Genomic DNA, 24890 nt, shown 5'->3' with positions numbered 1-24890 from the left:
GCGCCGCGCTGCCTCAGCCGCGGCGTACGCCCCATGCATAGGGCATGCTGCCCTTGACGAAGCCGCTGAGGTCGCTGCGATAGGCCGTGCGGGCCACGAACTGGCCGAGCGGGATGGTGCCCACATCGTCCTGCGCCAGCTTGTTGATGCGATCGGCGATCGATGTGCGCTGCGCTTCCTCGGGTGCTTCCAGCCAGGACTGGATCAGCCCCTCGACCTCCGCGCTCTCGTACCAGCCGAACCAGCCCGTGCCGCCGCCGCCCTTGACCAGCGAGGAAACGCCGGGATTGCTGTAGGCCATGGAGGAGCCGAAGGTGTGGAAGATGCTCCACCCGCCGCGCTCCACCGGCTCCTTGCTCACCCGCCGCTGCACCACCGTGCCCCAGTCGGATTCCGCCAGCTCCACATTCATGCCGAGGCGCCGCAGCAGGTCGGCGGTGACCTGGCCGTGGGGTCCGATCAGCGGGAAGTCGGTGGGGTTGATGATCACCACCTTTTCGCCGGCATAGCCGGAATCCGCCAGCATCGCCTTGGCGCGGTTGAGGTCGCGCGGCGGCCTGGCCAACTCCGACAGATCCTCGGTGCCATAGGGCGTGCCGCAGGGAAACAGGCTGCGGCATTCGCGCCACAGGCTCTGGTCGCCGCCGATGGTGGCCGACATGTAGTCCGACTGGTTGACCGCCAGGGCCACCGCCTGCCGCACCTTCAGCTTGTTGAAAGGCGGCTGCAGGTGGTTGAGGCGCATCACGCTCAGCGAGCCGGCGGGGAACAGCGTTTCGAGACGCACGTTGCGGTTGCGCTCCAGCACCGGCTGCAGGTCGATCAGTGGCTGCTCCACCCAGTCCACCTCGCCCGATTGCAGGGCGGCGGCGGCTGTCGCGGGGTCGGGCAGGATGTGCCATTCGATGCGGTCGAAATTCGCGACCTTGGCGCCGCTGGCCCATTCGGGCGCTTCCTGGCGGGGAACGTAGCCCTCGAACTTGGTGTAGGCCGCCCGGCTGCCAGCGACGAATTCGTCGCCCTTGAAGCGGAACGGGCCGGAGCCCACCACTTCGGTCACCGCCGCGTTGGCGTCGGTGCGCGCCAGGCGCTCGGGCATGATGAAGGCCACATTCGCATCGGGCTTGGCGATGGCGTCCAGCAGCATGGGGAAGGGCCGCGTCAGGCGGATCTCCACCGTGCGGTCATCCGCGGTGCCCCAGCGCTCCACCACCCGGGCCAGCAGCTGGCCGAAGGGATCACGCTTCGACCAGCGCTCCAGGCTGGCGGCGGCGTCCTGCGCGCGCACCGGCTCGCCATCGTGGAAGCGCAGGCCTTCCCGCAGCCGGATGCGCCAGACGCGGCCATCATCCGAGACGGTGTGGCCCTCGGCCATCTGCGGCTGCGGCCGCTGCGCCGCGTTCACCGCGTAGAGCGTGTCGAAAACGTGGTAGCCGTGGATCTGGGTGACGATGGCGGAGGTCCAGATCGGGTCCAGCGCCGTGAGGTTGGCCTGCGGCACGAAGCGCAGCGTGCCGGCGCGGCTGTTCTGCCCCAGCGAAGGCGCGGCGAGCGGCGGCAGCGTGGCGGCGAGCCCGCCCAGGCCGGCGCCCCGCAGAAGCGTGCGACGTTGCATAACCATTTCCTTCCCTCATTCTCCCCGGGGGGCGGCAGGCTAGGCAGCAGGTCGCGGGGGGGTCAACCGCATGTGGCGCCCCGCCGCACGAATCATGCCGGGCCAGGGGGGCGGCGCGGCAGGAGGCCGCCGCGCCGTATCCTGCTCAGTCGACCGAGGCGCCCGACGCCTTGACGATCGGCACCCACAGGTCGACCTCGTCCTTGACGTACTGGGCGAAGCGTTCGGGCGTATAGCCGCGCATGGTCGGCGTTCCCATCTCCTCCAGACGCTGGTTGATCGTGGCATCGCCAAGTGCCTCGTCCACCGCCGCCGCCATGCGCTCGACAATGGGTTCGGGCAGCCCGGCGGGGCCGAAGATGCCGTACCAGGAATAGGCCTTGTAATCTGTCAGCCCGACCTCGGCCGCGGTGGGCACGTCCGGCATCAGCTTGGAACGTTCATCCGTGGCGACGAACAGCGTCCGCACCTGCCCTTCGCGGTTGTAGGGCAGCATCAGGCTGGGGATGTCGCTGTTGAACTGGATCTCGCCGGACAACATGGCGGAGAAGACCTGGCCGGCGCCGCGATACGGCACGTGCTCGGCCCGCGCGCCGATGCGCTGCAGGAAGTTGGCCGAGGCGAGGTGGCCGGTGGAGCCGATGCCGCTGCTGCCATAGGAATACTTGTTCGGATTGGCCTTCAGCTGCGCGATCCAGTCCGCCGTGTCGCGCACTGTCAGCCCTCGGGTGATGACGCTGTGGCAGATGGGGATGAAGTTGGTCGGCGCGATCGCCGTCAGGTCCTTCACGGGATCATAGGGCAGGCTCTTGAAAAGCCCTGCCGCCACGCCGGTGGAGGACAAGGTCGCGAGCACCAGGGTGTAGCCGTCCGGGCGCGCCTTGGCGACGAAATCCGTGCCAAGGGTGCTGCCTGCCCCGGGCTTGTTCTCAACGATGACATTCTGTCCCAGCAGCTGGGACAGCTTGGGCGCCAGCAGGCGCACGGTGATGTCGGTGCCGCCGCCCGGGCCGAAGGGCACGATCAGGCTGATCGGCCGCGCGGGCCACGCGCCGCTCTGCGCGCGCGACACCGCAGGCCCCATCAGCGCCGCGCCTGCCAGCGCCGCCAGGCCGCGCCGGCCTGTCGGCGGAAGGGATGAGGCTGTGCGTGTCTTGCTCATGGTCTTGCACTCCTGCGTGTTCGCAGTGTTCGGGGCGTTTCCGCCGGCACTTTGTCCGGCAGGCTGTCAGAAGGAGCCACCATTCACGGGCAGCAACTGCCCGGTGACGAACTTGGCGAGGCCGGAGGCGAAGAACATGGTCGCGTCGGCGATGTCCTGCGGCTCGCCCAATCGGCCCAGCGCAATGCCGGACAGCGTGGCGGCGCGCCGCTCCTCCGTTTGCGCCTGCCAGCCGCCCTGCTTGTCGGGATCGGTCAGCACCAGGCCGGGTGCCACGCTGTTCACGGTGATGCCGTACGGACCCAGTTCCATCGCCATCTGCCGCGTCAGGCCCAGCACCGCGTGCTTCGCCGTGCAGTAGGCCTGGATGCGGGTGCGCGAGGGGCGAAAGGCGGCGCCGGAGCTGATGTTGACGATGCGCCCGCCTCCTGCCCGCTTCATGCCCGGCGCGGCGGCGCGGATGGTGGCGAAGCTGGCGCCGAGGTTGAGCGCCATGATGGCGTCCCACTCGGCGTCCGGCACTTCCTCCACGGGGCGGTGATGCTGTCCCATCATGCCGCCGGCATTGTTCACCAGGATGTCGATGGCACGGCCCGCCGCGGCTTCCACCTCGGCAATCCAGGCCGCTGCCGCGGCGCGGTCGGTCAGGTCGGCCGTGGCCGTGCGGATGGTGCTGCCCGCCGCCGTTGCTTCCAGCCCGGCGCGGTCGATATCGGTCGCGTGGACCTCCGCGCCTCGCTCCGCGAAGCTGCGGGCAATGGCGCGGCCGAAGCCCATCGCCGCGCCGGTCACCGCCACCACTTTGCCCTCGAAATCCAGTGTCATCCCGTTCTCGCCTCCCGACGGGCCGTTTCGGCTTCCGTTTCTTCCAGGATGCGCAGCGCCAGCGCGGCACCGGCATCATTGTGGTCCAGGCACCGCGCCTCCGCCTCCGCAGGCTGGCCGGCGGCAATCGCGTCGCGGATGGCGGCATAGGCGGCCAGCCCTTCCCGCACCCGATGCGGCAGCGCCATGGACAGGTTGCGCAGCAGCGCCAGCCGGTTGTGCATGGAAGCCAGCATCTGCTGCAGCACCACATTGCCGCTGCCCTCGCCGATGGCGGCATGGAAGGCATCGCCGGCCCGAACAATGGCGCGGTGGTCTTCCGCCGCCGCCCCCCGGCCCAAGGCTTCCGTAGCTGCGGCAATGGCGTCCAGCGCGGGCGCCGGGCGCGCCTCGGCGCAGAGCCGGGCGGCGTAGCCGAGCAGCACGCCACGCACGCCATAAACCTGCCGCGCATCCGCCGCCGTCATGGCCGTGACGAAGGGCCCGCGATGCGGGCGCAGCACCACCAGCCCTTCGGCCTCCAGCTGCCGCAGCGCCTCTCGCACCGAGGCCCGGCTGGCCCCGGTCAGCGTGCAGAGCTGGCGTTCCACCAGCTTCTGCCCTGGCGCGAACCGGCCGGACACGATCGCACCCCGCAAGATGTCGCTGAGTGCCGTGCGCAGGGTAACGATCTGCGGCGCCGCCTGCAGATCAGGGCTGTCGCTGTTCATCGCCGCACTATGCTGGATTGTCAGACAAACCGTCAATCCATTGACGCGGCGCCACCCTTGGCGAAGACTGACGGCCTGAGCGGTGGAGGAAACAGCAATGGCTGGACCCGTGGTGATCTGGGGTGCGGGAGCGATCGGCGGCACGATCGGCGCTTTCCTGCGACGCGCCGGGCATGAGGTTCTGTTCGTGGACGTGGTGCCGGAGCATGTGGCTGCCATTCGCGCCGGCGGGCTGCGGATCGAGGGCCCGGTGGCCGACTTCACCATCGGTGGCCCGGCTGTTCTTCCGCAGGAGGTGCAGGGACAGCACAAGCTGGTCATCCTGGCCGTCAAGGCGCACCACACGGAAGCGGCGACCCGCGCCATCGCGCCGCACCTCGCGGCGGATGGGGCCGTGGTTTCCTGCCAGAACGGGCTCAACGAGCTGACCATCGCCGGCATTGTCGGTCGCGAGCGTACGATCGGCGCCTTCGTGAACTTCTACGCCGACTACATGGCGCCCGGGCATATCGCCTACGCCAAGCGCGGCGCCGTGGTGGTGGGAGAGCTGGATGGCAGCCGCACCCCGCGGCTGGAAGCGCTGCACGCCCTGCTGCGGGATTTCGACGCGGATGCCGTGCTGAGCGACAATGTGTTCGGCTACCTGTGGGGCAAGGCGGGCTACGGGGCCATCCTCAAGGCCTCGGCCCTGACCAACGACACCATCGCCGACTTCATCGCCGCCCCGGCCCGGCAGGTGCTGATCCGGCGGCTGGTGCGGGAGATCCTGGCCGTGGCCGCGGCGGAAGGCGTCACGCCGCTCGGCTTCGATGGCTTCGACCCGCTGGCCTTTATGCGCGGGGACGAGGCGGCCATCGCCGCCTGCATGCGGAGGATGGAGGCTTTCAACCGGGGTTCGGCCAAGCCACGCAGCGGCATCTGGCGCGACCTCGCCGTGCGGAAGCGGCAAACCGATGTGGCGGCGCAACTCGCTCCCGTGCGGGCCGCCGCGCGCGGCCATGGCCTCGCCACTCCCATCGCCGACGAGCTGGTCCGTCTGGTGGGCGAGATCGAGCAGGGGCGCCGGGCCATCGACGAGGAAGCGGCAGACCGGCTGAGCCAGGTCGCCGCGCGGCAGTGACAGCGAGGAAGACGAAGATGACCAACAAGCAGCCCCACCCGGCCGGCGACCCCTGGGACTGGCCTGAGCCCGTGTGGCGCGGCGTGGTGGAGCGCGCGCGGGCCGGGCGCAGCCTGCGGCCGCGCACCTGGCCGGGTGGCGCGCGTTGCGCCGTCGCGCTGTCTTTCGACGCGGACCACGAGACCATTCCGCTGCGGGACGCGGATGAAAGCCCCATGCGCATCAGCCAGGGCCAGTACGGATCCCGCGCCGCCATGCCGCGCATCCGCGCGCTGCTGCGGCGGGAAGGCATCAGGGCCAGCTTCTTCTATCCCGCGGTCGCCGCCTTGCTGCATCCGGAAGAAGCCCGGGGCGTCGCCGCCGAGGGGCATGAAATCGGCATCCATTCCTGGATCCACGAGCGCAACACCATCCTGCCCTACGAGGTGGAACGCGATCTCGCCTTTCGTGCGCGCGACACGCTGGAACAGGTGACGGGACAGCGCCCGGTCGGCATGCGCACGGCGAGCTGGGATTTTTCCCTGCGCACGCTCGACATCATCCGCGAGATGGGGCTGCTCTACGACAGTTCCCTGATGGCCGACGACGATCCCTACGAGCTGACGGCGGGCGGCGAGCCCACGGGCATCGTCGAGCTGCCGCCGGAATGGATCCGCGACGACGCAGTGTACTTCAACATGAACCGCTTCGGCGGGCTGCGCCCCTACACCCCGCCTTCGGCCGTGGCCGAGATCTTTCTCGCCGAGCTGGAAGGCGCGCATGCCGAGGGCGGGCTCTACCTGCTGACCATGCACCCGCACCATATCGGCCACCGCAGCCGCATGCCGGTGCTGGAACAGGTGATCGCCGCTGCCAAGGCGAAGGGCGATTGCTGGTTCGCCACGCATGCCGAGGTCGCCGCCTGGTGCCGCGATAACGCGGCCTGAGCGCCGTCTGCGGCGCCGGAAAGCGCCGCGGGCCTCGCTCAGGACTGTTCCGCCAGGCGGTGATCCAGCAGCAGCACCCGGCCGACATGCTGCGCCGACACCGGCCTGCCGAACAGGTAGCCCTGCGCCATGTCGCAGCCCTGGGCTTCCAGGATCGCCAGCTGCTGCCGTGTTTCCACGCCCTCGGCCAGGGTGACGATGCCGAGGTTGCGGCCCAGCGCGGTCACCGCCTGGATGATGGCGAGCGACTGGATGCCGTCCGGCAGGTCCGAGGTGAAGGACCGGTCGATCTTGATCTTGTCGAATGGAAAGCTGCGCAGGTAGCCCAGGCTGGAATAGCCCGTGCCGAAATCGTCCATGGCGATCCGGACGCCGAGGCCGCGCAGCTCGTGCAGCTGCGACAGGTTGCCCTCGCTGTGGTGCAGCAGGACGGATTCCGTGATCTCGAGTTCCAGCCGCGACGCGTCAAGCCCGGAGGCGGCCAGTGCTGCGCCGACCGCATCCACCAGGCCAGGCTTCCGGAACTGCAGCGGCGACAGGTTCACCGCCACGCCCACCCCGTCCGGCCACCCGGCGGCTTCCCGGCAGGCCTCGTGCAACACCCATTCGCCGATCGGCACGATCAGCCCGGTTTCCTCGGCCACCGGGATGAACTCGGCCGGCGGGATCAGCCCCCGCTTCGGATGGCGCCAGCGCAGCAGCGCCTCGAAGCCCGCCACCCGGGCCGCGCGCAGATCCAGCAGCGGCTGGTAGGCCAGCTCCAGCTCGCCCTGGGCAAGGGCCCGGCGCAGCTCCATCTTCAGCGCCTGGCGGGCCTGCAGCGGCTGGTCCATGCCGGCCTCGTAGAAGCGCTGCATGCCCCGCCCGTCGAACTTGGCGCGGTAGAGCGCCAGATCGGCTGCCTTGAGCAAGCCATCCGCGTCGCTTCCATGCTCGGGCGCCAGGGCGATGCCGATGCTGGCGCTGACGGCAATGCATTGGCCCGCCAGCTCCATTGGCTCCGCGAGCGCCTCCAGCAGCCGCTGGCCCAGCAGCGCCGCGTCCGCCCGCCCGGCAGGCCCGGCCTGCACGATGGCGAACTCGTCGCCGCCCAGCCGGGCGACCGTGTCCGCTTCCCGCACATGCTGCTTCAGCCGCCTGGCGATCTCGCGGAGCAACTCATCCCCCGCCGGATGCCCCAGCGTGTCGTTGACCGCCTTCAGCCCGTCCAGGTCCAGGCAATGCACGGCCACCCTCTCCCCGTGCGCCACGTCGCCCAGCGCCTGGTCCAGCCGTTCCTGGAACAGGGTGCGGTTGGGAAGGTCGGTCAGCGCGTCGTGCCGCGCCATGTGGGCGAGGCGCTGCTGCACCAGCAGCTGTTCCTGATGCGCCCGGCGCTGCTCCGTAATGTCGCGGAAGAAAATGGAGAGTCCGCCTTCCGCCGTGGGATAGGCGTGCACCTCCAGCCAGAGGCCGTGCGCGGTGAGCTGCTCCTCGAAGGCGACCGGCACCTGCTCGGCCAGTGCCCGCCGGTAGTTCCGGTCGAAGGGGCCACCGACCTCGTCGGGAAAGGCTTCCCAGAGATTGGTGCCCGCGCGCAGCTTCTCGTCCAGCGGCAGGGCGGCGGCCTGGGCGTTGAGGTAGGTCACCTGCCAATGGCGGTCGATCACCACAACGCTGTCGGTGGTGCTTTCCAGCACGCCCGAGAGGCGCGCCGCCGCTGCCTGCGCCTCGGCGCGCGCGGCCTCGACCGCCCGCTGCCCCCGTCGGGCTTCCGTCACATCGCGGGAAAGGACCAGCAGGCGCTCCGGTCCGGCGCCGCCATCCGGAATCGGGCAGACGATGTTGTCCCACCATTCCACCTCGCCGGTCGCCGCGGGGCGGGACGCCGTGAAGCTGACATGGCCGCCTCCCGCCGCATCCGCTAGGGCGGCGCGGATCCGCGGCCGCTCTTCCTGCGGCCAGCCTGCCTCCCAGAGCGCCCCGCCGGCCCCCGAGCCGCCCTCGGCGCCGAAGCGCGGGAAGCCTGTGCCGTTCTGGAAGATCAGGCGGCCCTGCGGGTCCAGGACCTTCACCTCGTCGGGCGTCGCTTCCAGGATCTGGCGCGAGAACTTCTCGCTTTCCCGCAGGGCCTGTTCTGCGAGCTTGCGGTCCTGCACATCCTCCACCGTCCCGTACCAGCGCAGGATCCGGCCTCCTTCATCGCGCCGCGCCGCGGCCCGGGCGCGGAACCAGCGATAGCTTCCATCGGCCAGACGCAGGCGGTATTCCACATCCACCGGTTCCCCCGTTCGCAGGCTGTGCGCCCAGAGCTTCGCCGTGCCCGCCACGTCGTTGGGATGCAGGGCCTTCAGCCAGCCGGAGCCGAGCGTCTCGTTTCGCGTCATCCCCATCACCGCGAGCCAGCGCGGGCCGACTTCCAGGATGTTGCCGTCGCTGTCGGCCGTCCAGGGGATTTGCGGGCTCAGCTCGATGGTATGGCGGTAATGTTCCTCGCTTTCGCGCAACGCCTGTTCGGTCCGCTTGCGCCGGTCGATGTCGGAGGCGCTGCCGTACCAGCGGATGATGCGGCCTTCCACGTCGTGGCGGGCCGCTGCCCGGGCGCGGATCCAGCGCCAGCCACCATTGCCGAGCCGGATGCGGTACTCGATGTCGTAGGGCTCGCCCGTGCGCAGGGCCTGCTCCCAGGCGGGAAGAACAACCGCGCGGTCCTGCGGGTGCACCGCCGCTGCCCAGCCGCCCTCCCGGGCCTCCCGCAGGGACATGCCGAGCCCTGCGAGGCCCCGCCCATCGATGGTGAGGATGCATCCGGCCGGATCCGCGGTCCAGGCAATGTGGGGGCTGTGCTGAACCAGGTAGCGGTAGTGATCCTCTTCATCCCGCCGCGCCTGTTCCGACTGCGCCCGGGCCTCGGCGGCCGGACCGGGCAGGGGCTGGAAGGCGAGGGCGATCACAGGGGCGCCGTCACCTGGCCCGGGATGGCCTTGCAGCGTCACCAGAAGCGTTTCATCCGGGCCCGGCGCGGGAAGAAGCTTCGCCGGCACTTCCACCGCGTGCGCCGTGCCGCCGACAAGGCTGTGCCGCAGCATGGGCTGCAGCCTGCAAAAGAGATCCGGTGCGAGCCCGGCCAGCTCCCCGCCCCGGCACTCCTCCGCAGCCTTGCCCAGAAGCGCCGCGCAGCGCCTGTTGGCCAGGATGAGGCGCAGATCCGCGCCGAGAAGGCACCAGGCCACCGGCACCAGATCGATCATGCCGGCAAACTCGCCGGCATCCTGCTCGCTCCTCAGCTGTGAAAGCATCCCGACAGGCAGATCCATCCAGAGTTTCTCGCTCGCACCGCGGCTCGTGGACGGCGGTGATGTTCCCGTCAAGTTCCTGGCTGTGGGAGGAGCTTGTTTCCCACACGACATCGCCGCAATGCTAGAACGCGAGGTATTTCACGCAAGTTTCTATTTTCAGTTGATCAGAGCCTGGTGCGTCCATGACGTCGTTGCACTGCCGACCGACCGGCAGGGTCCACGGAATCCTGTTCTTTGTTATCGGCGATACAAACCCGTTTCTTTCGCGAATGACCTGATCTCTGGACGCGTCTGCGTGGGAGCAGCAGATCCTCCCTACAGGCGGGATCAAGCTGAGCGACGCTCGGCCTGTGGGTCGCGCCGATGCCGCCGGACATTGAGCAGCAGGCGGTCCAGCAAGGCCAGGCGTTCTTCCGGCGTGCGGCTCGGCTTGCGCAGCAGCAGCTTCTCCCCGTCCAGCTGCGCCGCCACGCCCTGCGGCCCGGCTTCGAGGCGGTGGACCCCCAGCCTCCGGCACAGCAGCCGCAGCCGCGCCAGGGCCAGCCAATGCCGCACCGGCTCCGGCGGCGGGCCGAACCGGTCGGCGATCTCCTCCGCCAGCTCTTCCAGCGCTCCGCGGTCGCCGCGCCGCAGGATGCCGCCCAGGCGGGCATGGGTTTCAACACGCAGTGCATCCTCGGCGATGTAGTCGTCGGGAATGCCGGCGCTGATGCCCACCGCCAGGGTGGGCGCCGCCTCGGCCCGCGGGGCTTCGCCGCGTGCCAGGCGCAGGGCACTGTCCAGCAGGTGCTGGTACAGCCCGATGCCGATCAGCTTCAGATGCCCCGCCTGGTCATCGCCCAGCAGGTCGCCGGCGCCGCGCAGGTCCATGTCGCGTGCGCTGATGCTGAAGCCGGCGCCGACGCGGTCAAAGGCTTCCAGCGTCCGCAGCCGGCGCGCGGCAGCAGGGGAGGGTGGTGCCTCGGGATCGGTCAGGAGCAGGATGGAGCCGCGGGCACGGCCCCGCCCGACCCGGCCGCGCAGCTGGTGCAGCTGCGCCAGCCCGAACTGGTCCGGATGCCAGACCAGCATGGTGTTGGCGCGCGGCACGTCGAGCCCGGTTTCGACGATGTTGGTGGACAGCAGCGCATCGGCCCCGCCTTCGGCGAAACGCACCATGACGCTGTCGATCTCTTCCGGAGGCATGTCGCCATGCGCTTCCGCCAGCCTGAGGCGCGGCAGCAGGCGGCGGATGCGGGCGCGTAGCGGCGCGATGTCGGCGATGCGCGGGCAAACGATGAAGCTTTGCCCGCCGCGCCGATGTTCGCGCTGCAACGCTTCCTTCAGCAGCACGTCATCCGCCGGGACCTGCAGGGTGCGGATGGGTTGCCGCCGCGCCGGCGGCGTGGCGATGACGCTGAGGTCCTGCAGGCCGATCAGCGCCGATTGCAGCGTGCGCGGGATCGGCGTGGCCGTGAGCGAGAGGGTGTGCGCGCCCGTCGACAGGCGGCGCAGCATCTCCTTCTGCCGCGTGCCGAAGCGCTGCTCCTCGTCGATGATGACGAGGCCGAGCTTCGCGAAACGGACGTCCCTTGCCGCCAGGGCCTGGGTGCCGATGGCGATCCGCACCGAGGCATCCGCCAGCCCCGCCCGCGTGGCGCGCGCCTCCGCCGCCGGGACCAGTCGCGACAGCGCCTCCACCCGGACGCCCAGCGCCGCGAAACGGCGGCGGAAGGTGGAGAGGTGCTGCCGCACCAGCACGGTGGTGGGCGCCAGCACGGCCACCTGGTGACCGGCCAGCACCGCCGCGGCGGCGGCCCGCAGCGCCACCTCGGTCTTACCGAAGCCCACATCGCCGCAGACCAGCCGGTCCATGGGCCGCCCGGCCGCAAGGTCGCGCAGCGTGGCGGCGATGGCGCTGTCCTGGTCGGGGGTCAGGGCATGGCCGAAGCCCTGCGCGAAACGTTCCAGCGCGGCGCGCGGGGCCTTCAGCACCGGAGCGCCCCTCTTTTCTCGCTCCCGCGCCAGGCGCAGCAGGGCCGCCGCCGTTTCTTCCAGCTGCGCCTCCACCTCGGCGCGCCGTTTCGGCCAGGCCTCGCCGCCCAGGCGGTCCAGCGACACGCTTTCGGCATCGGCGCCATAGCGCCAGAGCCGATCGGTCTCGTCCGCCGGCACCAGTTGCGAGGCGCCGCCGGCATATTCCAGCCGCAGCCGGTCCTCGTCGACACCGTCCACCGTCAGCGTTTCCACGCCGCGCAGAGCACCGAGCCCGTGGTCCAGATGCACCACCGCATCGCCCGGCTGCAGCAGCGCCGCATCAAAGGCGAGGTCCGGCGCCGGCGCGCCCCGCTCCCGTGCCAGCGCCGGGCGCACATCCGCCAGCGCCACCACGGATGCCTTCTCCGTACGGAACCCCGCCGCGAGCGCACCGTCGATCCGCGCGAAGCAGGAAGGGCGGGCTTTGCGCAGGGCCAGCCAGCCAGGCAGCGGGGTGGCCGCCTCGCCCAGCCTGGCCTCGGCCAGCCGCAGCAGGGACCGCGCGGCGGCGGGAGGTCCGGCCAGCGCCACGGAACGGCCCGCCGCGCGCTCCTCTTCCAGAAAGTCCAGAAAGGCTTCCTCCGGCTCTTCCATCCCCGCGAAGGGCGGCAGTGCCCCGCGTGCATCCTCCGGCTCATCCTCCCGCGCATGGTCCAGCACCAGCACGTCGCGGCCGGAGCGTGCCTGCTTCCACGCCGCCCCATCGAGGTAAAGCGCGGCGGGCTCGCTGATCGGCGGCGCATCCGGTTCTGACTGTCCCCTGGCCAGACGCGTGCGAAAGGCTTCCGCGATCTCCGCGTCGCGCCTTTGCCGCAGATCGGCGACCTCCGGCTCCTCCACCAGCCGGGCTTCCGGCATCATCTCGAACAGCGACACCAGGGCGGGGTAGGCGTTGGCCAACCCGTGCTCGGAGCCCGGCGACAAGGGCTGGAGTGCTTCTTCCTCTTCTCCGCCGCCGCCGGGGCGCACGATCTCGGAGGCCGGGTGGAGCACAACTTCCGCCACCTCGTCCGTGCTCCGCTGGGTCAGGGGGTCGTACAGGCGGAGAGCGGTGACGCGCCCCTCCACATGCTCGACCCGGCAGGGGCTGGCCTGTTCCAAGGCCGGGAAGATGTCCAGCACGGCACCGCGCAACGCGGCCTCCCCGGGCTCGTCCACGCGCGCATCCAGGCGGTAGCCCAGCCGGATCAGTTCGTTCTCCAGCGCTTCCAGCTCCAGCGCCTCGCCCTGGCGCAGCGTGACGGATTGCTCGGCCGCCATGGATGGCGGCAGGCGCTGCATGGCCGCGCCAGGCCCCGCGATCAGCAGGCGTGGCCGTTCCGCAGGGGCGGCGAGGGCCCGAACCACCGCCATGCGGCCGCCCATCACCGCCAGGGACGGCGAGGCGCGGTCATAGGGCAGGCAATCCCAGCCCGGCAGCAGCAGCACCTCCACTTCCGGCGCGAGGGCCCGGGCCGCGCGGAACAGCCTGCCGGCACGGGCTTCCGACCGGGCCAGGTGGATCACCCCCGCCTTGCCCGCCGCCGCCGCCGCTTCCAGAAGCCGCGCCGCCAGCAGGCCTTCCGGCTCCAGCTCCATCCCGTCCATCCGCATCCATCCATCCCAAGGCCGATCGCGGCCGCTGCGGGGGGGTTAACGCGGCGACAGGCCGTCCGGGTGCCTCGTCCGTTCGAGGCGCGGGGCGGTGCCGGAATCTATGCGGTGTCGGCTGGTTCCGCCGCGCTGTGGAGGGCGATGAACGCGCCCGAGCAATGCCCCGTCGATCGGCGCAGGGCGCTCAAAGGCCGAGGCGTTCCGCCAGGTCTTCCATGTCGGCCGCGACCACGTCCCACTCGCCTTCCGCGCGGAGGTCGGTCGCCTGATCCGGCCCATGCTCGGCGGCGCGCGGGATGAAGGCGGTCCGCAATCCGCAACGCTGCGCCGCAGCCAGGTCGCCGTTATGCGCCGCCACCAGGCAGAGCTCCGCGGGCTTCAGCATCAGCACCTCGGCGGTTCGCAGATAAGCTTCGGGCGTGGGCTTGTAGGCCTGCGCGACCTCGGCGCCCAGGATGGCGTCCCAGGGCAGGCCAGCCCGCTTCGCCATGTCCAGCATCAGCCGGATATTGCCGTTGGACAGGGGCGCGATGATGAAGCGGCGCTTCAGGCGCGCAAGGCCCGGAATCGAATCCGGCCATGGATCGAGGCGGTGCCAGGCGAGGTTGAGCGCATCCAGCTCGGCGGGCGGCACGCCGGCCGCGTCGATGCCGAATTGCGGCAGCACGGCCTCCAGGTTCTCGCGGTGCAGCACATCCAGCCGCGTGAAGGGGCGGCGGCCGGATCGCACCTCCTCCATGGCGGGGGAATAGCGCCGGCGCCACGCATCGGCGAAGGCGGAGGGTTCGACGCCCGGTGCGTGGCGCGCGAGAAACGCGCCGGCTTCCCGCGCCACGCCGCGCCGCCAATCCACCACCGTGCCGAAAACATCGAAGACAAGCGCCTGAACATCCGCGAAGGACTGCATGCCGTTCTTCCTGCCCACCGGTTTCCGCGGGCCAGTGGACCGGCACGCCGGAAGCCTGTCAAGCAAGCGCCGGGTTGCGGCAGGGGCGCTGCCCTCCGGCGAGCGGCCGGTCGGGCACGCGCTACTCGACGCGGCCGATGCGCTGCACGGCGCGGGTGAGGCGGGCCGTGTCGTCGCGGAAGAACTCCCTGAACTCCTCGCCATCCTGGTAGGCGACCGGGCTGCCCGCGGCCTCCAGAGCGCGCCGCAACGGCTCGTCCTCCGCACAGATCTGCCGCAGCGCCTGCCGCCAGCGCTCCTGCACGGCGGCTGGCGTTGCGGCGGGCAGGAACACGCCGGACCAGATGTAGAACTCCACCTCGGGATGGCCCTGCTCGATAAAGGTCGGCACATCCTCGAAGCCCGGGATGCGCTGCCGCCCCCAGCAGCCGAGAGCCCGCAGCCGGCCTTCGCGAACATGCGGCAGGGCGGGGCCGGGCCCGGAGGCCAGTGCGTTCACGGTGCCGGAAAGCAGCGCCGTCAGGGCCGGCCCGCCGCCCTGGAACGGCACATGCAAAAGGTCAATGTTGGCCGAGCCGGTCAGCATCGCCATCGCCACATGCAGCGTGGAATAGTTGCCGGCCGAGCCGTAGGAGATTGTGCCCGGCGCGCGTTTTGCCGCGGCAAGGAAGTCCTGAAGGCTGCGCCAAGGGGCGCTGGCGGGCACCACCAGCACCGTGGGGTCGGCGGTGACACGGGCAACCGGCACCAGCTGATCCACCGTGTAGGCCGGCGTGCGGCCCATGATCCGCTCGCTTTCCGGCAGCACCCCCAGCGACGACAGCGCCATCAGGGCCGTGTAGCCATCAGGCGCCGCGCGGGCGACGCTGGCACTGCCGAGGATGCCGCCGGCGCCCGGCCGGTTCACCACCGGCATGGCATGTCCGAGCACCCGCTCCAGCGCCGCCGCGACCGGCCGGGCGGCCACGTCGGCCTGCCCGCCGGGCGGAAAGGCGACCACCATCTGGATCGCGCGGTCAGGCCATTGTTCCTGCGGCCAGGCTGCGGCGGGAAGGAGCCCGGCCGCGCCGAGCGCCGTGAGAAGTCGTCTGCGAGCCAGCACCACATATCCTCCCTGGATGGTTTGCCCATCCTGTTCTTCGGAATGGTCGGCACCCCGCGGCGGCCGGTTCAGCCGCCTGTCTTGCGAAGCCTGTTGCGAATGCGGCCGATCCCCTCGATGGCGCATTCCACCACGTCGCCGTCGCGCAGGAAGCGTGGTGGCTTGAAGCCAATGCCAACGCCCTCCGGCGTGCCCGTGGCGATCACGTCGCCCGGCAGCAGCGCCATGCTGCGGGAAATGGTCGCGATCAGCTCCGGCACGTCGAAGATCAGGTCGGCGGTGGAGGCGTCCTGCCGCGCCTCGCCATTGACGCTGCAGGTGACGCGCATCGGCCGGTCGCCGATCTCGTCGGCCGTGACGATCCAGGGCCCCATGGGGCAGAAGCCGTCGATGCCCTTGGCCAGCAGCCACTGCTTGTGGGTGCCTTGCAGGTCGCGAGCTGTCACGTCGTTCACCACGGTGTAGCCGAACACATGCGACAGGGCGTCGGCGCGGGTGATGTCGCGGCCGCCGCGGCCGATGATCACTGCCAGCTCGGCCTCGTAATCCACCGCGGCATCGATCCCCGGATGCAGCGGAATGTCGTCACTAGGTCCGGAAATGGCCGTGAACGGCTTGCTGAAGATAATGGGCGCCTGGGGAATGGCATCCGCCGCCCCGGTCGAGGAGGAATCGTAGCCGCTGCCGGCGAATTCCCGTGCATGGGCGTGGTAGTTCTTGCCGACGCAGAAGATGTTGCGCGGCGGGTTCGGCAGCGGCGCGAGCAGCATGCTCTCCGCCACCGGCACGCCCTCGCCCTCGGGCTCAGGCACGATGGCGCCGCCGGCCATGGCGGCGATCAGTCCGGCCATGTCGGCCGGCAGATGCGGCGCCAGGGCCGCGAGTGGCCAGCAATGCCGCCCTTCCGCATCCACCCGGGCAAGACGGGGCGACCCCTGCAACATCACCATGGCCAGCCGCATAAGAACTTTCCCCTCGCGCCCCATGGGATCAGGATTGAACCAATCGGGCATTGATCTATACCAATAGCCCGATATGGTTCATGGTATGGTTGATCCAGTCAAGACGGAAGAGTCGGCGCCCCAGGCCATGGCGGCGTCGCGACTGCAGGCGGCGTTGGAACAGGCACTGCGCTCCGGCGAGTGGAAGGCAGGCGAGAAGCTGCCCACGGAGCGGGTGCTGAGCCTTCGGTACGGCGTGGCGCGGAACACGCTGCGCCGAGCCCTGGATGGGCTGGAACGGCAGGGCCTGATCCGGCGCCATGTGGGCCGGGGCACCTTCCGCAGCGCATCCGACCCGGCGGCACCGGAGGATGCGGCGCTGAGCCCGGCCGCCGTGGTGGAGTGCCGCCTGATCCTGGAGCCCGAGATGATCGCCCTTGCGGTGACACGGGCCACCCCGGGCGATCTGGCCCGGATGGAGGAATGCCTGCGCGGCACCGATGCCGCCGCGGACCTTGCCGCCTTCGAGGGTTGGGATGCCGCGCTGCACGACGCGTTCGCGCTCGGCACGCACAACGCTGCCGTGATCGGCATGAGCCGCTCGCTCGCGCGCGTTCGGGAGCGTACGGATTGGGGACATCTCAAGGCGCACGGCAACACGCCGGAGCACCGCGCCACCTTGCAGGCGCAGCATCATGCCATGGTGGAGGCTGTGCGGCAGCGCGACCGCGACACCGCGCGCCAGACCATGCGCGCGCACATCCTGTTCGTGCAGAACTACATGTTCGGAGAATAGATCGGCGCGAAGCTGCTGAGCGGCCCTGCGGGAGCGCCGCGGCGAAAGGTGGCACGCCGCCCCGGATTCCAGAACTCCGAATTGCCAGTGGCCGCGCGATATGCTGCGATCCCATCCAGCCGCGCGGCGAAGCGGCCACCAACGCGCCCATCACCGACATTGCTGATCAGGAGACGTGTCCATCATGTTGATCGACCATCGCACCTACATCTGCCGCCCAGGCACCATCCGCAAGCATCTCGCGCTGTACGAGGAGCATGGCTGGGCGGTGCAGCGCCGCCATCTGGGAGAGCCGGTTGCCTACCTGACAACGGAAACCGGCGATGTGAACTGCTATGTCCACATCTGGGCCTATGCCGATGCGGCCGATCGCGCGACCAAGCGCGCCGCCCTCCAGGCGGATCCGGGATGGCAGCGCTACCTGGAGATCAGCGCGCAGGCGGGCTACCTGATCTCGCAACGGAACAGCCTGATGGTGCCAGCCGCCTTCGCCCCAAGCCCGGTGCGGGGCTGAGCTCCGCGCGGGGCCGGACGCCGCCGCGCCCGGCCCCACACCGAACAGGCCGGATGGTGCGGGCCTGACTTAGCCCATCCACCGGCCCGCGCCTTCAGTCCGCGCGGATGTTGTGCTCGCGTATGATATCGCCCCAGCGTGCCCGATCGGTGGCGATCTGGCCCATGAAGTCGTCGCGCGAGCCGCCGATCCGTTGCAATCCGTTCTCGGTGAAACGCCGCTGCACCTCGGGCGCTTCCAGCGCGCGGTTCAGCTCGGCGTTCCAGCGGTCCACCATGGGCTGCGGCGTGCCGCCTGGCAGCACGACGCCGAACCAGCTCGGGATCACGAATTTCGGCAGCCCGTCCTGCGAAATCACTGGCAGGTCCGGGATCAGGGGCGAGGCCGCGGGTGCGCCATAGGCGATGGCCCGCAATCCGCCATCGCGGATCTGCCCCAGGAATTCCGGCATGTTGCCGAACATCACATCTACCCGGCCGCCGGAAATGTCGAGAATGGCCGGTGCACCGCCGCGATACGGAACCTGCGTGATCTGCGAACCGGTCAGCGCGGAGAACAGGATGCAGGAGAGTTGCTGGCTGGATCCGGCGCCAACGGTGGCGCAGCTGACCGCCCGGCCGCCGCCCTTGCCGAGCCGCGCCAGATCCTGCCAGCTGCGGATGTCCGATCGCGGCCCGGTGACGAGGATGTTGTACACGGAAGCGATGTTCGTGACCGGGATGAGGTCCTTTCCGACGTCGTAGGGCACGCTCTGCATCTGCGGCGTGATGGTCATGATCCCCATGGAAGCCAGCAGCAGCGTGTGGCCATTGGGTGCGCTGCGCACCAGCTCCTGCGTGGCGATGACGCCGCCGCCGCCGGTTCGGTTCTCCACCACCACGTTCTGCCCCACCTGCTTGGCGAGCTGTTCGGCCAGGATCCGCCCGATCAGGTCGGACGTGCCGCCCGGCGCGAAGGCGTTGAGGAACCGTACCTCATGGTTCAGGAACGGTGCCTCCGCGGCGGCGGCCGCGCCCGAAAGGCAGCCGGCCATGGCGACGGCGGCGGAATGGCGGAGCAGGCTCCGCCTGGTGTGCTGTGACATGAACGCCTCCTGTTGCAGCGGTGCCGCCCTCTGCCGGGGCGGTCACTGCGGGATTGGATCAGACGTAGCCCGGGCCCTCCATCGCGGGATGGGCGCGGAGCCAGCCCTCATCCACCTCGACGCCGAGGCCGGGGGCCTCCAGCGGCCAGACGCAACCATCCGGACCGATGCGCCAGGGCTTGCTGACCAGTGCGTCACGGAACAGGTTGCCTCGCGACACGTCGGCCTCGAAATACCCGGCATTGTCGATGGCGCAGAGGAAATGGATGCTGGCCGCCTGGTTCAGCCCGGTCATCGAGCTGTGCGGATGCACCGCGATCTTGTGCGCCGAGGCGATGGCGGCGATGCGCAGCGCCTCGGTGATGCCACCGCATTTCGACAGATCCGGTTGCCAGATGCCGATGGCGCGGTCCTCCAGCAGCGGTGCGAACTCGAAGCGGGTGAAATGATTCTCACCCACCGCGAGCGGCGTGGTGCCATAGCTTCGCGCCACGGCGTAGTCGTGCCGGTCATGCGGCGGAAAGGGCTCCTCCAGCCAGCCCATCCGCAGCGCCTCCATGGCCGGCATCACGCGGCGCACATCGGCCAGGCTGTAGGCGGTGTTTGCGTCGGCCAGCATGTCGATGCCGTCGCCCACGGCCTTCCGCACCGCCTCCATGCGGGCGATGTCCTTCGGCACGGTGTCGCCGATGCGCAGCTTCAGCGCTCGGTATCCCGCATCAAGATGCGGCCGCGCCTCTTCCACCAGCTCCTCCGGCGGCTGGTAGCCCAGCGCGACGCCCCCCGCATAGGCAGGCACCGCCCGCGCCGCACCGCCCATCAGCTTGTAGAGCGGCAACCCCGCCGCCTTGCCGCGGATATCCCACAACGCCATGTCGAGTCCGGACATGGCGAGCGCGCAGCCCGCGCCCATGCCGTGGCTGGCGAGCTGCCCGCGATAGATCCTTGCCCATACTCCCACCGTGTCGGCCGCATCCATGCCGAGGACGAGGCTCCGCAAGGTTGTGCGCAGCAGGGCAGCCACGGCCGTGTGGGCGCGGCCATGGTGGCTTTCGCCCCAGCCGACCAAGCCATCATCGGTGGTGACCTTGACCACCACCGCATCGCGCTTCACCGCCCGTCCGACGCCAAGTGCAACCCGGGCGCCCTCCGGCACCGGAAAGGAGGTCGGGAAGGCCTCGATCTCGGCGATCTTCATGCGATGCTCCTTTGTCCGAATTCGCGCAGAAAGGTGTCCCGCACGGTGATGCCGAGACCAGGTCGATCCGGGATGGCCACATGGCCGTCCTCCACGGGGAAATCCTCCTCGATCAGGTCATGAAGCATCGGGTTGTGGCCCAGCGAGTATTCCAGGATGAAGCCGGCGCTCTGCGTCGCCGCCAGATGCAGCCCGGCGGCGAAGGCCGGCGCCCCGGACCACAGGTGCGGCGCAAGGCGGAGATTGTAGGCCGAGGCGATGGCGGAGATGCGCAGCCCTTCGGTGATGCCGCCGGCGATGGCAAGGTCGGGCTGCATGACGTCGACCGCGCGCAGCTCCGCCAGCTCACGGAAATCATGCCGGGTAAATTCGCTCTCGCCCGCGCTGATCGGCACGGTGGAGCAGCGCCGCACCTCGGCCAGCCCGGCCTTGTCGTCGGCGCTGCACGGCTCCTCGAACCAGAACAGGTCGAGATCCTCCACCATGCGGCAGAAGGCGCGTGCCTCGGCCACGGTCCAGGTGCCGTGCGCATCGGCCATCAGCCGGATGTCCGGCCCCAGCGCCTCCCGCGCCGCGCGTACGCGGGCGGCGGAGCGGGCGGGAGAGCCATCCATGACGCCGACGCGCATCTTCACCGCGCGGAAGCCCGCCCTGTCGCAGTACCCCTTGAGTTGGGCGCCGATCTTCGACGCGTCGGCCCAGCCGCCGGAGGCATAGGCCGGCATGCGCGCCAATCGCCGTCCCCCCAGCAACCGCCAGACCGGCACGTCCAGCGACTTGCCGAGGATGTCCCACAGCGCGATGTCCACGCCGGCGATGGCGGAGATGGACAGGCCGCGCCGGCCGAGCTGCGGCAGGCCGTGGCCATCGGCGATGGCGTAGCCCTCACGCGGGGTGTTGTACATCACGTCCCACAGGCGGGAGATGTCGCGCGGATCCTGGCCCCGCAGCAGCGGCGCGTAATCAAGGTTGATGATGGCGGCGAGGCCGGCGCAGGCGGCAGCGCTGCCCACTCCCGCCTTGGCCTCGCCCCAGCCGGTGAGGCCGCATTCGGTGTCCACGCGGACAATTACGGAGTCGAAAGTGGAGACCAGGCCGAAATCGCTGGTGAAGCGCCGCTCCTCGGGGATCGGCACGCGGCACCATGTGGCCTCGACGCGGGAAATCTTCATGCCGTGACGGCCTCCGGATGGCCGAGGCCCTGGCGCCGCGCGCGCGAGGCCGCCCAGGCTTCGGGATTGACGAAGCTGCGCGGCCGCTCGCCACGCAGGATGCGCACCACCTCCTCGGCGGCGCCGGTGCTCATGCGCAGCACCGCCTCCCGGCTGAGGCCGGCGGCATGCGGCGTCAGCAGCACGTTGGGCAGCGCGCGCAGCGGATGGTCCGGCGCGAGGGGCTGGCTGGCGTACACATCGAGCGCCGCACCGCCGATGCGGCTCGTGCGCAGCGCCTCCAGCAGCGCCGCTTCCTGCACCACGGCGCCCCGCGCCAGGTTGAGCAGCCAGGCGCTCGGCTTCATCCGCGCCAGCAGCGCCGCGGAAACGAGGCCGCGCGTTTCCTCCGTCAGCGGGCAGGCGAGAACGACGAAATCGCTGGCGGCGAACAGCTCTTCCAGCGATGCGTAGGCCACCTCCGGCGGCAGCGCGGCACGGTCACGCCGGTGACCGAGCACGTGCATGCGGAAGCCGGCTCCGGCGATCTCCGCCAGGCGCTGCCCCACCGCGCCGACGCCGACAATGCCGAGGGTGCGGCCGCGCAGCTCGAAAGCCTCCGCCGTGCGGCCACGGGAGAAGTTCCATCCCTCGGCCAGCAGCGCATTGTGCATCGTCTCGGCGCGGCGGGCGACCCCCAGCATCTGGGCGATGGCGAACTCGGCCACGGAGTCAGCGTTGGCTCCGGGCACGTTGGCGACCAGCACTCCGTGTGCCGTGCAGTCGGGAATAGGGATCATGTCGACGCCGACACCCTGGCGTACCGCCGCCAGCAGGCGCGGAGCGCGGGCGCAGAGATCGTCCGGCAACTGGCGGCGCACCACCACGGCTTCGGCGTGAAGCAGCAGCGCGTCGAGCCCACCGGGCGTGGCCTGCTCCATATCGTGGCCGGCAGCGCGCAGCACCGCCTCGCCCGCCGGGTCGATGGGATCGGTAAGGGCGACCAGCATCGCTCAACCCACCTTGTACTGCGCCAGCACGGCACGATCGACATCGATGCCGAGGCCCGGACCATCCGGCACGCGTACCATGCCGCGATGCTGCACGATCGGCTCCTTGGCCAGATGGTCGCGCAGCGGATTGGGCGTCTGCTCGAATTCCAGCATGGGCGGCATGGGCCGGAACGCCGGCGGCATGTCGGGCAGGGCGGCGATGAACTGCACCGTGGCGGCCAGTCCGATCGCCGAGCCCCAGGCATGCGGCACGCATTCCACGCCATGGGCCGAAGCCATGGCGGCGATCTTGCGGCACTCGCTGATGCCACCCGCGGCGCATACATCAGGCTGCACGATGTCCATCGCCTTTCGCGCGATGACGTCGCGAAAGCCCCATCGGGTGAAGTCGTTCTCGCCGCCCGCAACGGCCATATCGAGCGCCCGCGTCACCTCGACATAGCCATCATGATCCTCGGGACTGATCGGCTCCTCGAACCACAGCAGGTCCAATTCCTCCATGGCGCGGCCGAGGCGGATGGCCTGCGGCACGGTGAAGCAGTGATTCGCGTCCACAGCGAGCTTCACGTCGGGGCCGATGGCCTTGCGCACCGCCGCCACGCGCCGCAGGTCGAGCTTCGGGTCCCCTAGCCCGATCTTCATCTTGATGGCCCGGAAGCCTCCTTCGACATACTCCTGCGCTTCCTCGACCGCTTCCTCGACCAGGCGGTCCATGTCGATGAAGTAGAGGCCGGTGGCATAGGCCTGCACCTCCGTGCGGTGCGCGCCGCCGATCAGCTTGTGCACCGGCTTGCCCACGGCGCGGCCGATGATGTCCCATAGTGCGATGTCGATGCCCGACAGCGCGGCGATGGTCATGCCGGTCAGGCCGTAATCCTTGATGCGGTTGTAGAGGTCTTCCCAAACCACCTCGACATCGAACGGATCGCGGCCGATGACGCGGCTGCGGTACTGCGTCTCGATGATGGTCTTGTTCACCGCCGCCGGGCCGTAGCATTCGCCCCAGCCGGTGATGCCGGCATCGGTCGAGACCTCGACGATGCAGGAGGCGCGGGTGGTGTAGAGCCAGCCACGCGCCGAGGTGAACGGCTGCTCCACCTTGCTTTGCAGCACGTGGCAGGTGATGTCGGTCACTTTCATTCTTTTGTCTTTCCTCCCCTGGCGCCTGTTGGCGCCGCTATTCTTCCCGCGTGCGGCGCTCCAGCAGCTCGAGCCAGTAGCTTTCGACGCCGCGCAGATGCCCGCCCATTGCGGCCTCGGCACGGTCCGGGTCACCCGCCGCCACGGCGTCGCGCATCGCCACATGCTGGGCATGCGACAGCGGCGCCCGCTGCCCGTCGGCGAAGTAGGCGCGGCGGCGGTTGCGCGACATCAGGTAGAAGGCGTGCACCACGCGCAGAAAGACGTGGTTGCCGGTGGCCTCGACCATGGCCAAGTGGAACGCCGCATCGTAGTCGGCGAGCTGCGTGCCGTCGCCGGCGGCCACTGCCGCCGCGCCGTTGGCCAGAATGGCATCCAGACGCGCGATGTCCTCCGCGTGCCGCCGCTCGGCGGCCAGGCGCATGGCCTGCATCTCCAGGATGCGGCGTAGCTCGACCACCTCGCGCACTTCCGCCCCGGTCAGCGGGATGCCCAGCTCCGCCTGCAGCACAATGGCCTCGATGGAGCCCTGCTTCTCCACCGCGCGCAGATAGATGCCGGAGTTCGGCCGACGTTCCACCATGCGCAGCGTTTCCAGCACCACCAGCGCCTCCCGCACCGCGCCACGCCCCACACCAAAGCGCTCGGCAAGGTCGCGCTCGGCCGGCAGCCGGTCGCCGGGGCGCAGGCGATGGAAGGCGATCAGGCTCAGCAACCGGCCCAGCAAGTTGCTTCGCTCGTCCGGCTGCGGGATCGGTCCATCTGCCGGTGTCTGCTCAGGTAGAAGAGTGGTCATACCAAATTGGTACTACCAATATTGTGGGGCTGGCAAGGGCTTGGCATCCACTGCGTCCGTGCCGCTTCGGCGGGGCGGATAGCGAGGCATGAGGCGGCGCCGCAGCGTTCTCGGGTCGCGAGCCACTGGGCATCCAGCCAGGATGCGCAACTTCGTGATATCGTGTGATGCCCCTGTGATCCGCTCGTGACACGGCTGAGATCCGCGTCCTCCAGCCTGGTGCCCAGCAAGCGAAAGCTGGGTAGATGACGCAGGATGAGTCAAAACGCGCCGCTGTTTTCGTGGTGAGCGTCTTCCCGGCGCGGCCGCCGGCGGCGTCCGGCAATCCGGGCTGGCGGGGCAGCATCGCCGCCGTGCCACCGCCAGGCCGCGAAGCGGAACCGCCCTGCTGGTTCCACAGCCTGCAACAGGTTCCGGGGATCCTGCGCGCCTTGCTGGCGCAGATCCCCCCTCACCCGAAAAATCAGGACAGGGGTGTGCCATGACCTCCTTTTCTCGACACCGCCGCGGCGCTTGTGGCTGCGGCGGCCCCGGCAGCGCCGAGGAATCGGCCGGCCAGGGCTGGACCGAACTCGAAGCCTGGCCGCTTCCACCCACGGCGCAGGCGCCGCCTGCCTTTCTGGCGGATTCCGAGGACTGGGCCCCGGTCTACAAGGCCGGCACCACCTATCAGGACGGCGTCCGCATCCTGCTGGGACCCGAGGGCGAAACGCTGACCGATCAGGAAATCGACGTTCTGCTCGACCGCATGATCGATGGTCTGTCGCCCGCCGAGGCGGAGGATTTCTTCGGGTCCATCGGCCGTGCCGTCCAGTCCGTCCTGCCCGCGGTGGGGCAGGTGGCGCAGGCCGCCCTGCCGGTGGCCGGCGCCGCGCTGGGCAGCATCGTGGCGCCGGGGCTCGGAACCGCGCTGGGCGGTGCGCTGGGCGGCATGGCCGGCAAGCTGGCCGGCCAGGCGGCGGGGGGGGCAGCCCGCCCGCGTCCGCCGCAGGCGCGCCCGGCG

At 70.1% G+C, this 24890-nt stretch carries 21 protein-coding genes; 6 read left to right on the top strand and 15 right to left on the bottom strand.

The window, feature by feature from the left end; translation table 11 throughout:
• Positions 1–13: 13 nt before the first annotated feature.
• The 4 genes from ACFOD4_RS19715 to ACFOD4_RS19700 all read right to left on the bottom strand — a co-directional run bounded on the left by ACFOD4_RS19715 (position 14) and on the right by ACFOD4_RS19700 (position 4312).
• Positions 14–1615, bottom strand: a complete 1602-nt coding sequence (locus ACFOD4_RS19715) for an ABC transporter substrate-binding protein (protein ID WP_379599230.1) — start codon at positions 1613–1615, stop codon at positions 14–16.
• Positions 1616–1760: 145 nt separating this feature from the next.
• Positions 1761–2777: a Bug family tripartite tricarboxylate transporter substrate binding protein gene (locus tag ACFOD4_RS19710; protein ID WP_379599228.1), complete on the bottom strand. Its 1017-nt coding sequence runs from the start codon at positions 2775–2777 to the stop codon at positions 1761–1763.
• 66 nt (positions 2778–2843) lie between these two features.
• Positions 2844–3602, bottom strand: coding sequence for an SDR family NAD(P)-dependent oxidoreductase (locus ACFOD4_RS19705; protein WP_379599226.1), 759 nt, complete (start codon positions 3600–3602; stop codon positions 2844–2846).
• Positions 3599–4312 (bottom strand): GntR family transcriptional regulator, encoded by a 714-nt coding sequence (locus ACFOD4_RS19700; RefSeq protein ID WP_379599224.1) that lies wholly within the window; start codon positions 4310–4312, stop codon positions 3599–3601. The genes ACFOD4_RS19705 and ACFOD4_RS19700 overlap by 4 nt, the downstream gene beginning before the upstream one ends.
• 97 nt (positions 4313–4409) lie before the next feature.
• On the opposite strand from ACFOD4_RS19700, the gene ACFOD4_RS19695 reads away from it, so the two are divergent.
• Entirely contained in the window at positions 4410–5432 is a 1023-nt protein-coding gene (locus ACFOD4_RS19695; RefSeq protein WP_379599222.1) for a ketopantoate reductase family protein, read from the top strand.
• Between the two features lie 17 nt (positions 5433–5449).
• On the top strand, positions 5450–6358 hold the full coding sequence (locus ACFOD4_RS19690; RefSeq protein ID WP_379599220.1) for a polysaccharide deacetylase family protein: 909 nt from the start codon (positions 5450–5452) through the stop codon (positions 6356–6358).
• Between the two features lie 38 nt (positions 6359–6396).
• Here the strand turns inward: ACFOD4_RS19690 and ACFOD4_RS19685 are convergent, their stop codons facing one another.
• From ACFOD4_RS19685 to ACFOD4_RS19665, 5 genes are all read right to left on the bottom strand, one after another.
• On the bottom strand, positions 6397–9654 hold the full coding sequence (locus tag ACFOD4_RS19685; protein ID WP_379599218.1) for an EAL domain-containing protein: 3258 nt from the start codon (positions 9652–9654) through the stop codon (positions 6397–6399).
• 309 nt (positions 9655–9963) lie between these two features.
• Entirely contained in the window at positions 9964–13245 is a 3282-nt protein-coding gene (locus tag ACFOD4_RS19680; RefSeq protein ID WP_379599216.1) for a DEAD/DEAH box helicase, read from the bottom strand.
• 184 nt (positions 13246–13429) lie between these two features.
• Complete coding sequence (locus ACFOD4_RS19675) at positions 13430–14152, bottom strand: haloacid dehalogenase type II (RefSeq protein ID WP_379599214.1); 723 nt, start codon at positions 14150–14152, stop codon at positions 13430–13432.
• 121 nt (positions 14153–14273) lie between these two features.
• Entirely contained in the window at positions 14274–15254 is a 981-nt protein-coding gene (locus ACFOD4_RS19670; RefSeq protein ID WP_379599212.1) for a tripartite tricarboxylate transporter substrate binding protein, read from the bottom strand.
• Between the two features lie 68 nt (positions 15255–15322).
• On the bottom strand, positions 15323–16267 hold the full coding sequence (locus tag ACFOD4_RS19665; protein WP_379599210.1) for a fumarylacetoacetate hydrolase family protein: 945 nt from the start codon (positions 16265–16267) through the stop codon (positions 15323–15325).
• 34 nt (positions 16268–16301) lie between these two features.
• Between ACFOD4_RS19665 and ACFOD4_RS19660 the strand changes: the two genes are divergently transcribed.
• The gene (locus ACFOD4_RS19660; protein ID WP_379599208.1) at positions 16302–16991 is read left to right on the top strand and encodes a FadR/GntR family transcriptional regulator; all 690 of its coding nucleotides are present in this window, start codon (positions 16302–16304) and stop codon (positions 16989–16991) included.
• Positions 16992–17175: 184 nt separating this feature from the next.
• Positions 17176–17505 (top strand): NIPSNAP family protein, encoded by a 330-nt coding sequence (locus ACFOD4_RS19655; RefSeq protein WP_379599206.1) that lies wholly within the window; start codon positions 17176–17178, stop codon positions 17503–17505.
• Between the two features lie 94 nt (positions 17506–17599).
• Here ACFOD4_RS19655 and ACFOD4_RS19650 read toward each other — a convergent pair whose 3' ends face one another.
• Genes ACFOD4_RS19650 through ACFOD4_RS19625 form a run of 6 tightly spaced genes read right to left on the bottom strand, consistent with a single transcriptional unit; the run spans position 17600 to position 23887 of the window.
• Positions 17600–18589, bottom strand: a complete 990-nt coding sequence (locus ACFOD4_RS19650) for a Bug family tripartite tricarboxylate transporter substrate binding protein (protein WP_379599205.1) — start codon at positions 18587–18589, stop codon at positions 17600–17602.
• Positions 18590–18647: 58 nt separating this feature from the next.
• Positions 18648–19787, bottom strand: coding sequence for a mandelate racemase/muconate lactonizing enzyme family protein (locus ACFOD4_RS19645; RefSeq protein ID WP_379599203.1), 1140 nt, complete (start codon positions 19785–19787; stop codon positions 18648–18650).
• Positions 19784–20959 (bottom strand): mandelate racemase/muconate lactonizing enzyme family protein, encoded by a 1176-nt coding sequence (locus tag ACFOD4_RS19640; protein ID WP_379599201.1) that lies wholly within the window; start codon positions 20957–20959, stop codon positions 19784–19786. Before ACFOD4_RS19640 ends, ACFOD4_RS19645 begins: the two co-directional genes overlap by 4 nt.
• The gene (locus ACFOD4_RS19635; RefSeq protein ID WP_379599199.1) at positions 20956–21948 is read right to left on the bottom strand and encodes a hydroxyacid dehydrogenase; all 993 of its coding nucleotides are present in this window, start codon (positions 21946–21948) and stop codon (positions 20956–20958) included. The genes ACFOD4_RS19640 and ACFOD4_RS19635 overlap by 4 nt, the downstream gene beginning before the upstream one ends.
• A 3-nt stretch (positions 21949–21951) precedes the next feature.
• The gene (locus tag ACFOD4_RS19630) at positions 21952–23091 is read right to left on the bottom strand and encodes a mandelate racemase/muconate lactonizing enzyme family protein (RefSeq protein ID WP_379599197.1); all 1140 of its coding nucleotides are present in this window, start codon (positions 23089–23091) and stop codon (positions 21952–21954) included.
• A gap of 37 nt (positions 23092–23128) precedes the next feature.
• Entirely contained in the window at positions 23129–23887 is a 759-nt protein-coding gene (locus tag ACFOD4_RS19625) for a FadR/GntR family transcriptional regulator (protein ID WP_379599196.1), read from the bottom strand.
• A 245-nt stretch (positions 23888–24132) separates the two neighbouring features.
• On the opposite strand from ACFOD4_RS19625, the gene ACFOD4_RS19620 reads away from it, so the two are divergent.
• Positions 24133–24372 (top strand): hypothetical protein, encoded by a 240-nt coding sequence (locus tag ACFOD4_RS19620; protein WP_379599194.1) that lies wholly within the window; start codon positions 24133–24135, stop codon positions 24370–24372.
• Positions 24369–24890: hypothetical protein (locus ACFOD4_RS19615; protein WP_379599192.1), on the top strand; the 522-nt coding region annotated here is incomplete at its 3' end. The genes ACFOD4_RS19620 and ACFOD4_RS19615, both read left to right, overlap by 4 nt.

Origin of the sequence: Teichococcus globiformis (assembly GCF_042646265.1) — a bacterium.
GTDB lineage: Bacteria > Pseudomonadota > Alphaproteobacteria > Acetobacterales > Acetobacteraceae > Pseudoroseomonas > Pseudoroseomonas globiformis.
Note: the sequence above shows the minus strand (reverse complement) of the source record. Positions and strands in the feature narration are given on the sequence as shown.

Excerpts from the sequence above, each read along its gene's own strand:
- ACFOD4_RS19700 (WP_379599224.1), bottom strand. The coding sequence starts at position 4,312 with ATGAACAGCGACAGCCCTGATCTGCAGGCGGCGCCGCAGATCGTTACC.
- ACFOD4_RS19705 (WP_379599226.1), bottom strand. The coding sequence starts at position 3,602 with ATGACACTGGATTTCGAGGGCAAAGTGGTGGCGGTGACCGGCGCGGCG.
- ACFOD4_RS19640 (WP_379599201.1), bottom strand. The coding sequence starts at position 20,959 with ATGAAGATTTCCCGCGTCGAGGCCACATGGTGCCGCGTGCCGATCCCC.
- ACFOD4_RS19645 (WP_379599203.1), bottom strand. The coding sequence starts at position 19,787 with ATGAAGATCGCCGAGATCGAGGCCTTCCCGACCTCCTTTCCGGTGCCG.
- ACFOD4_RS19675 (WP_379599214.1), bottom strand. The coding sequence starts at position 14,152 with ATGCAGTCCTTCGCGGATGTTCAGGCGCTTGTCTTCGATGTTTTCGGC.
- ACFOD4_RS19680 (WP_379599216.1), bottom strand. The coding sequence starts at position 13,245 with ATGCGGATGGACGGGATGGAGCTGGAGCCGGAAGGCCTGCTGGCGGCG.
- ACFOD4_RS19635 (WP_379599199.1), bottom strand. The coding sequence starts at position 21,948 with ATGCTGGTCGCCCTTACCGATCCCATCGACCCGGCGGGCGAGGCGGTG.
- ACFOD4_RS19710 (WP_379599228.1), bottom strand. The coding sequence starts at position 2,777 with ATGAGCAAGACACGCACAGCCTCATCCCTTCCGCCGACAGGCCGGCGC.
- ACFOD4_RS19715 (WP_379599230.1), bottom strand. The coding sequence starts at position 1,615 with ATGCAACGTCGCACGCTTCTGCGGGGCGCCGGCCTGGGCGGGCTCGCC.
- ACFOD4_RS19660 (WP_379599208.1), top strand. The coding sequence starts at position 16,302 with ATGGTTGATCCAGTCAAGACGGAAGAGTCGGCGCCCCAGGCCATGGCG.
- ACFOD4_RS19685 (WP_379599218.1), bottom strand. The coding sequence starts at position 9,654 with ATGGATCTGCCTGTCGGGATGCTTTCACAGCTGAGGAGCGAGCAGGAT.
- ACFOD4_RS19650 (WP_379599205.1), bottom strand. The coding sequence starts at position 18,589 with ATGTCACAGCACACCAGGCGGAGCCTGCTCCGCCATTCCGCCGCCGTC.
- ACFOD4_RS19695 (WP_379599222.1), top strand. The coding sequence starts at position 4,410 with ATGGCTGGACCCGTGGTGATCTGGGGTGCGGGAGCGATCGGCGGCACG.
- ACFOD4_RS19655 (WP_379599206.1), top strand. The coding sequence starts at position 17,176 with ATGTTGATCGACCATCGCACCTACATCTGCCGCCCAGGCACCATCCGC.
- ACFOD4_RS19630 (WP_379599197.1), bottom strand. The coding sequence starts at position 23,091 with ATGAAAGTGACCGACATCACCTGCCACGTGCTGCAAAGCAAGGTGGAG.
- ACFOD4_RS19625 (WP_379599196.1), bottom strand. The coding sequence starts at position 23,887 with ATGACCACTCTTCTACCTGAGCAGACACCGGCAGATGGACCGATCCCG.
- ACFOD4_RS19665 (WP_379599210.1), bottom strand. The coding sequence starts at position 16,267 with ATGCCCGATTGGTTCAATCCTGATCCCATGGGGCGCGAGGGGAAAGTT.
- ACFOD4_RS19620 (WP_379599194.1), top strand. The coding sequence starts at position 24,133 with ATGACGCAGGATGAGTCAAAACGCGCCGCTGTTTTCGTGGTGAGCGTC.
- ACFOD4_RS19690 (WP_379599220.1), top strand. The coding sequence starts at position 5,450 with ATGACCAACAAGCAGCCCCACCCGGCCGGCGACCCCTGGGACTGGCCT.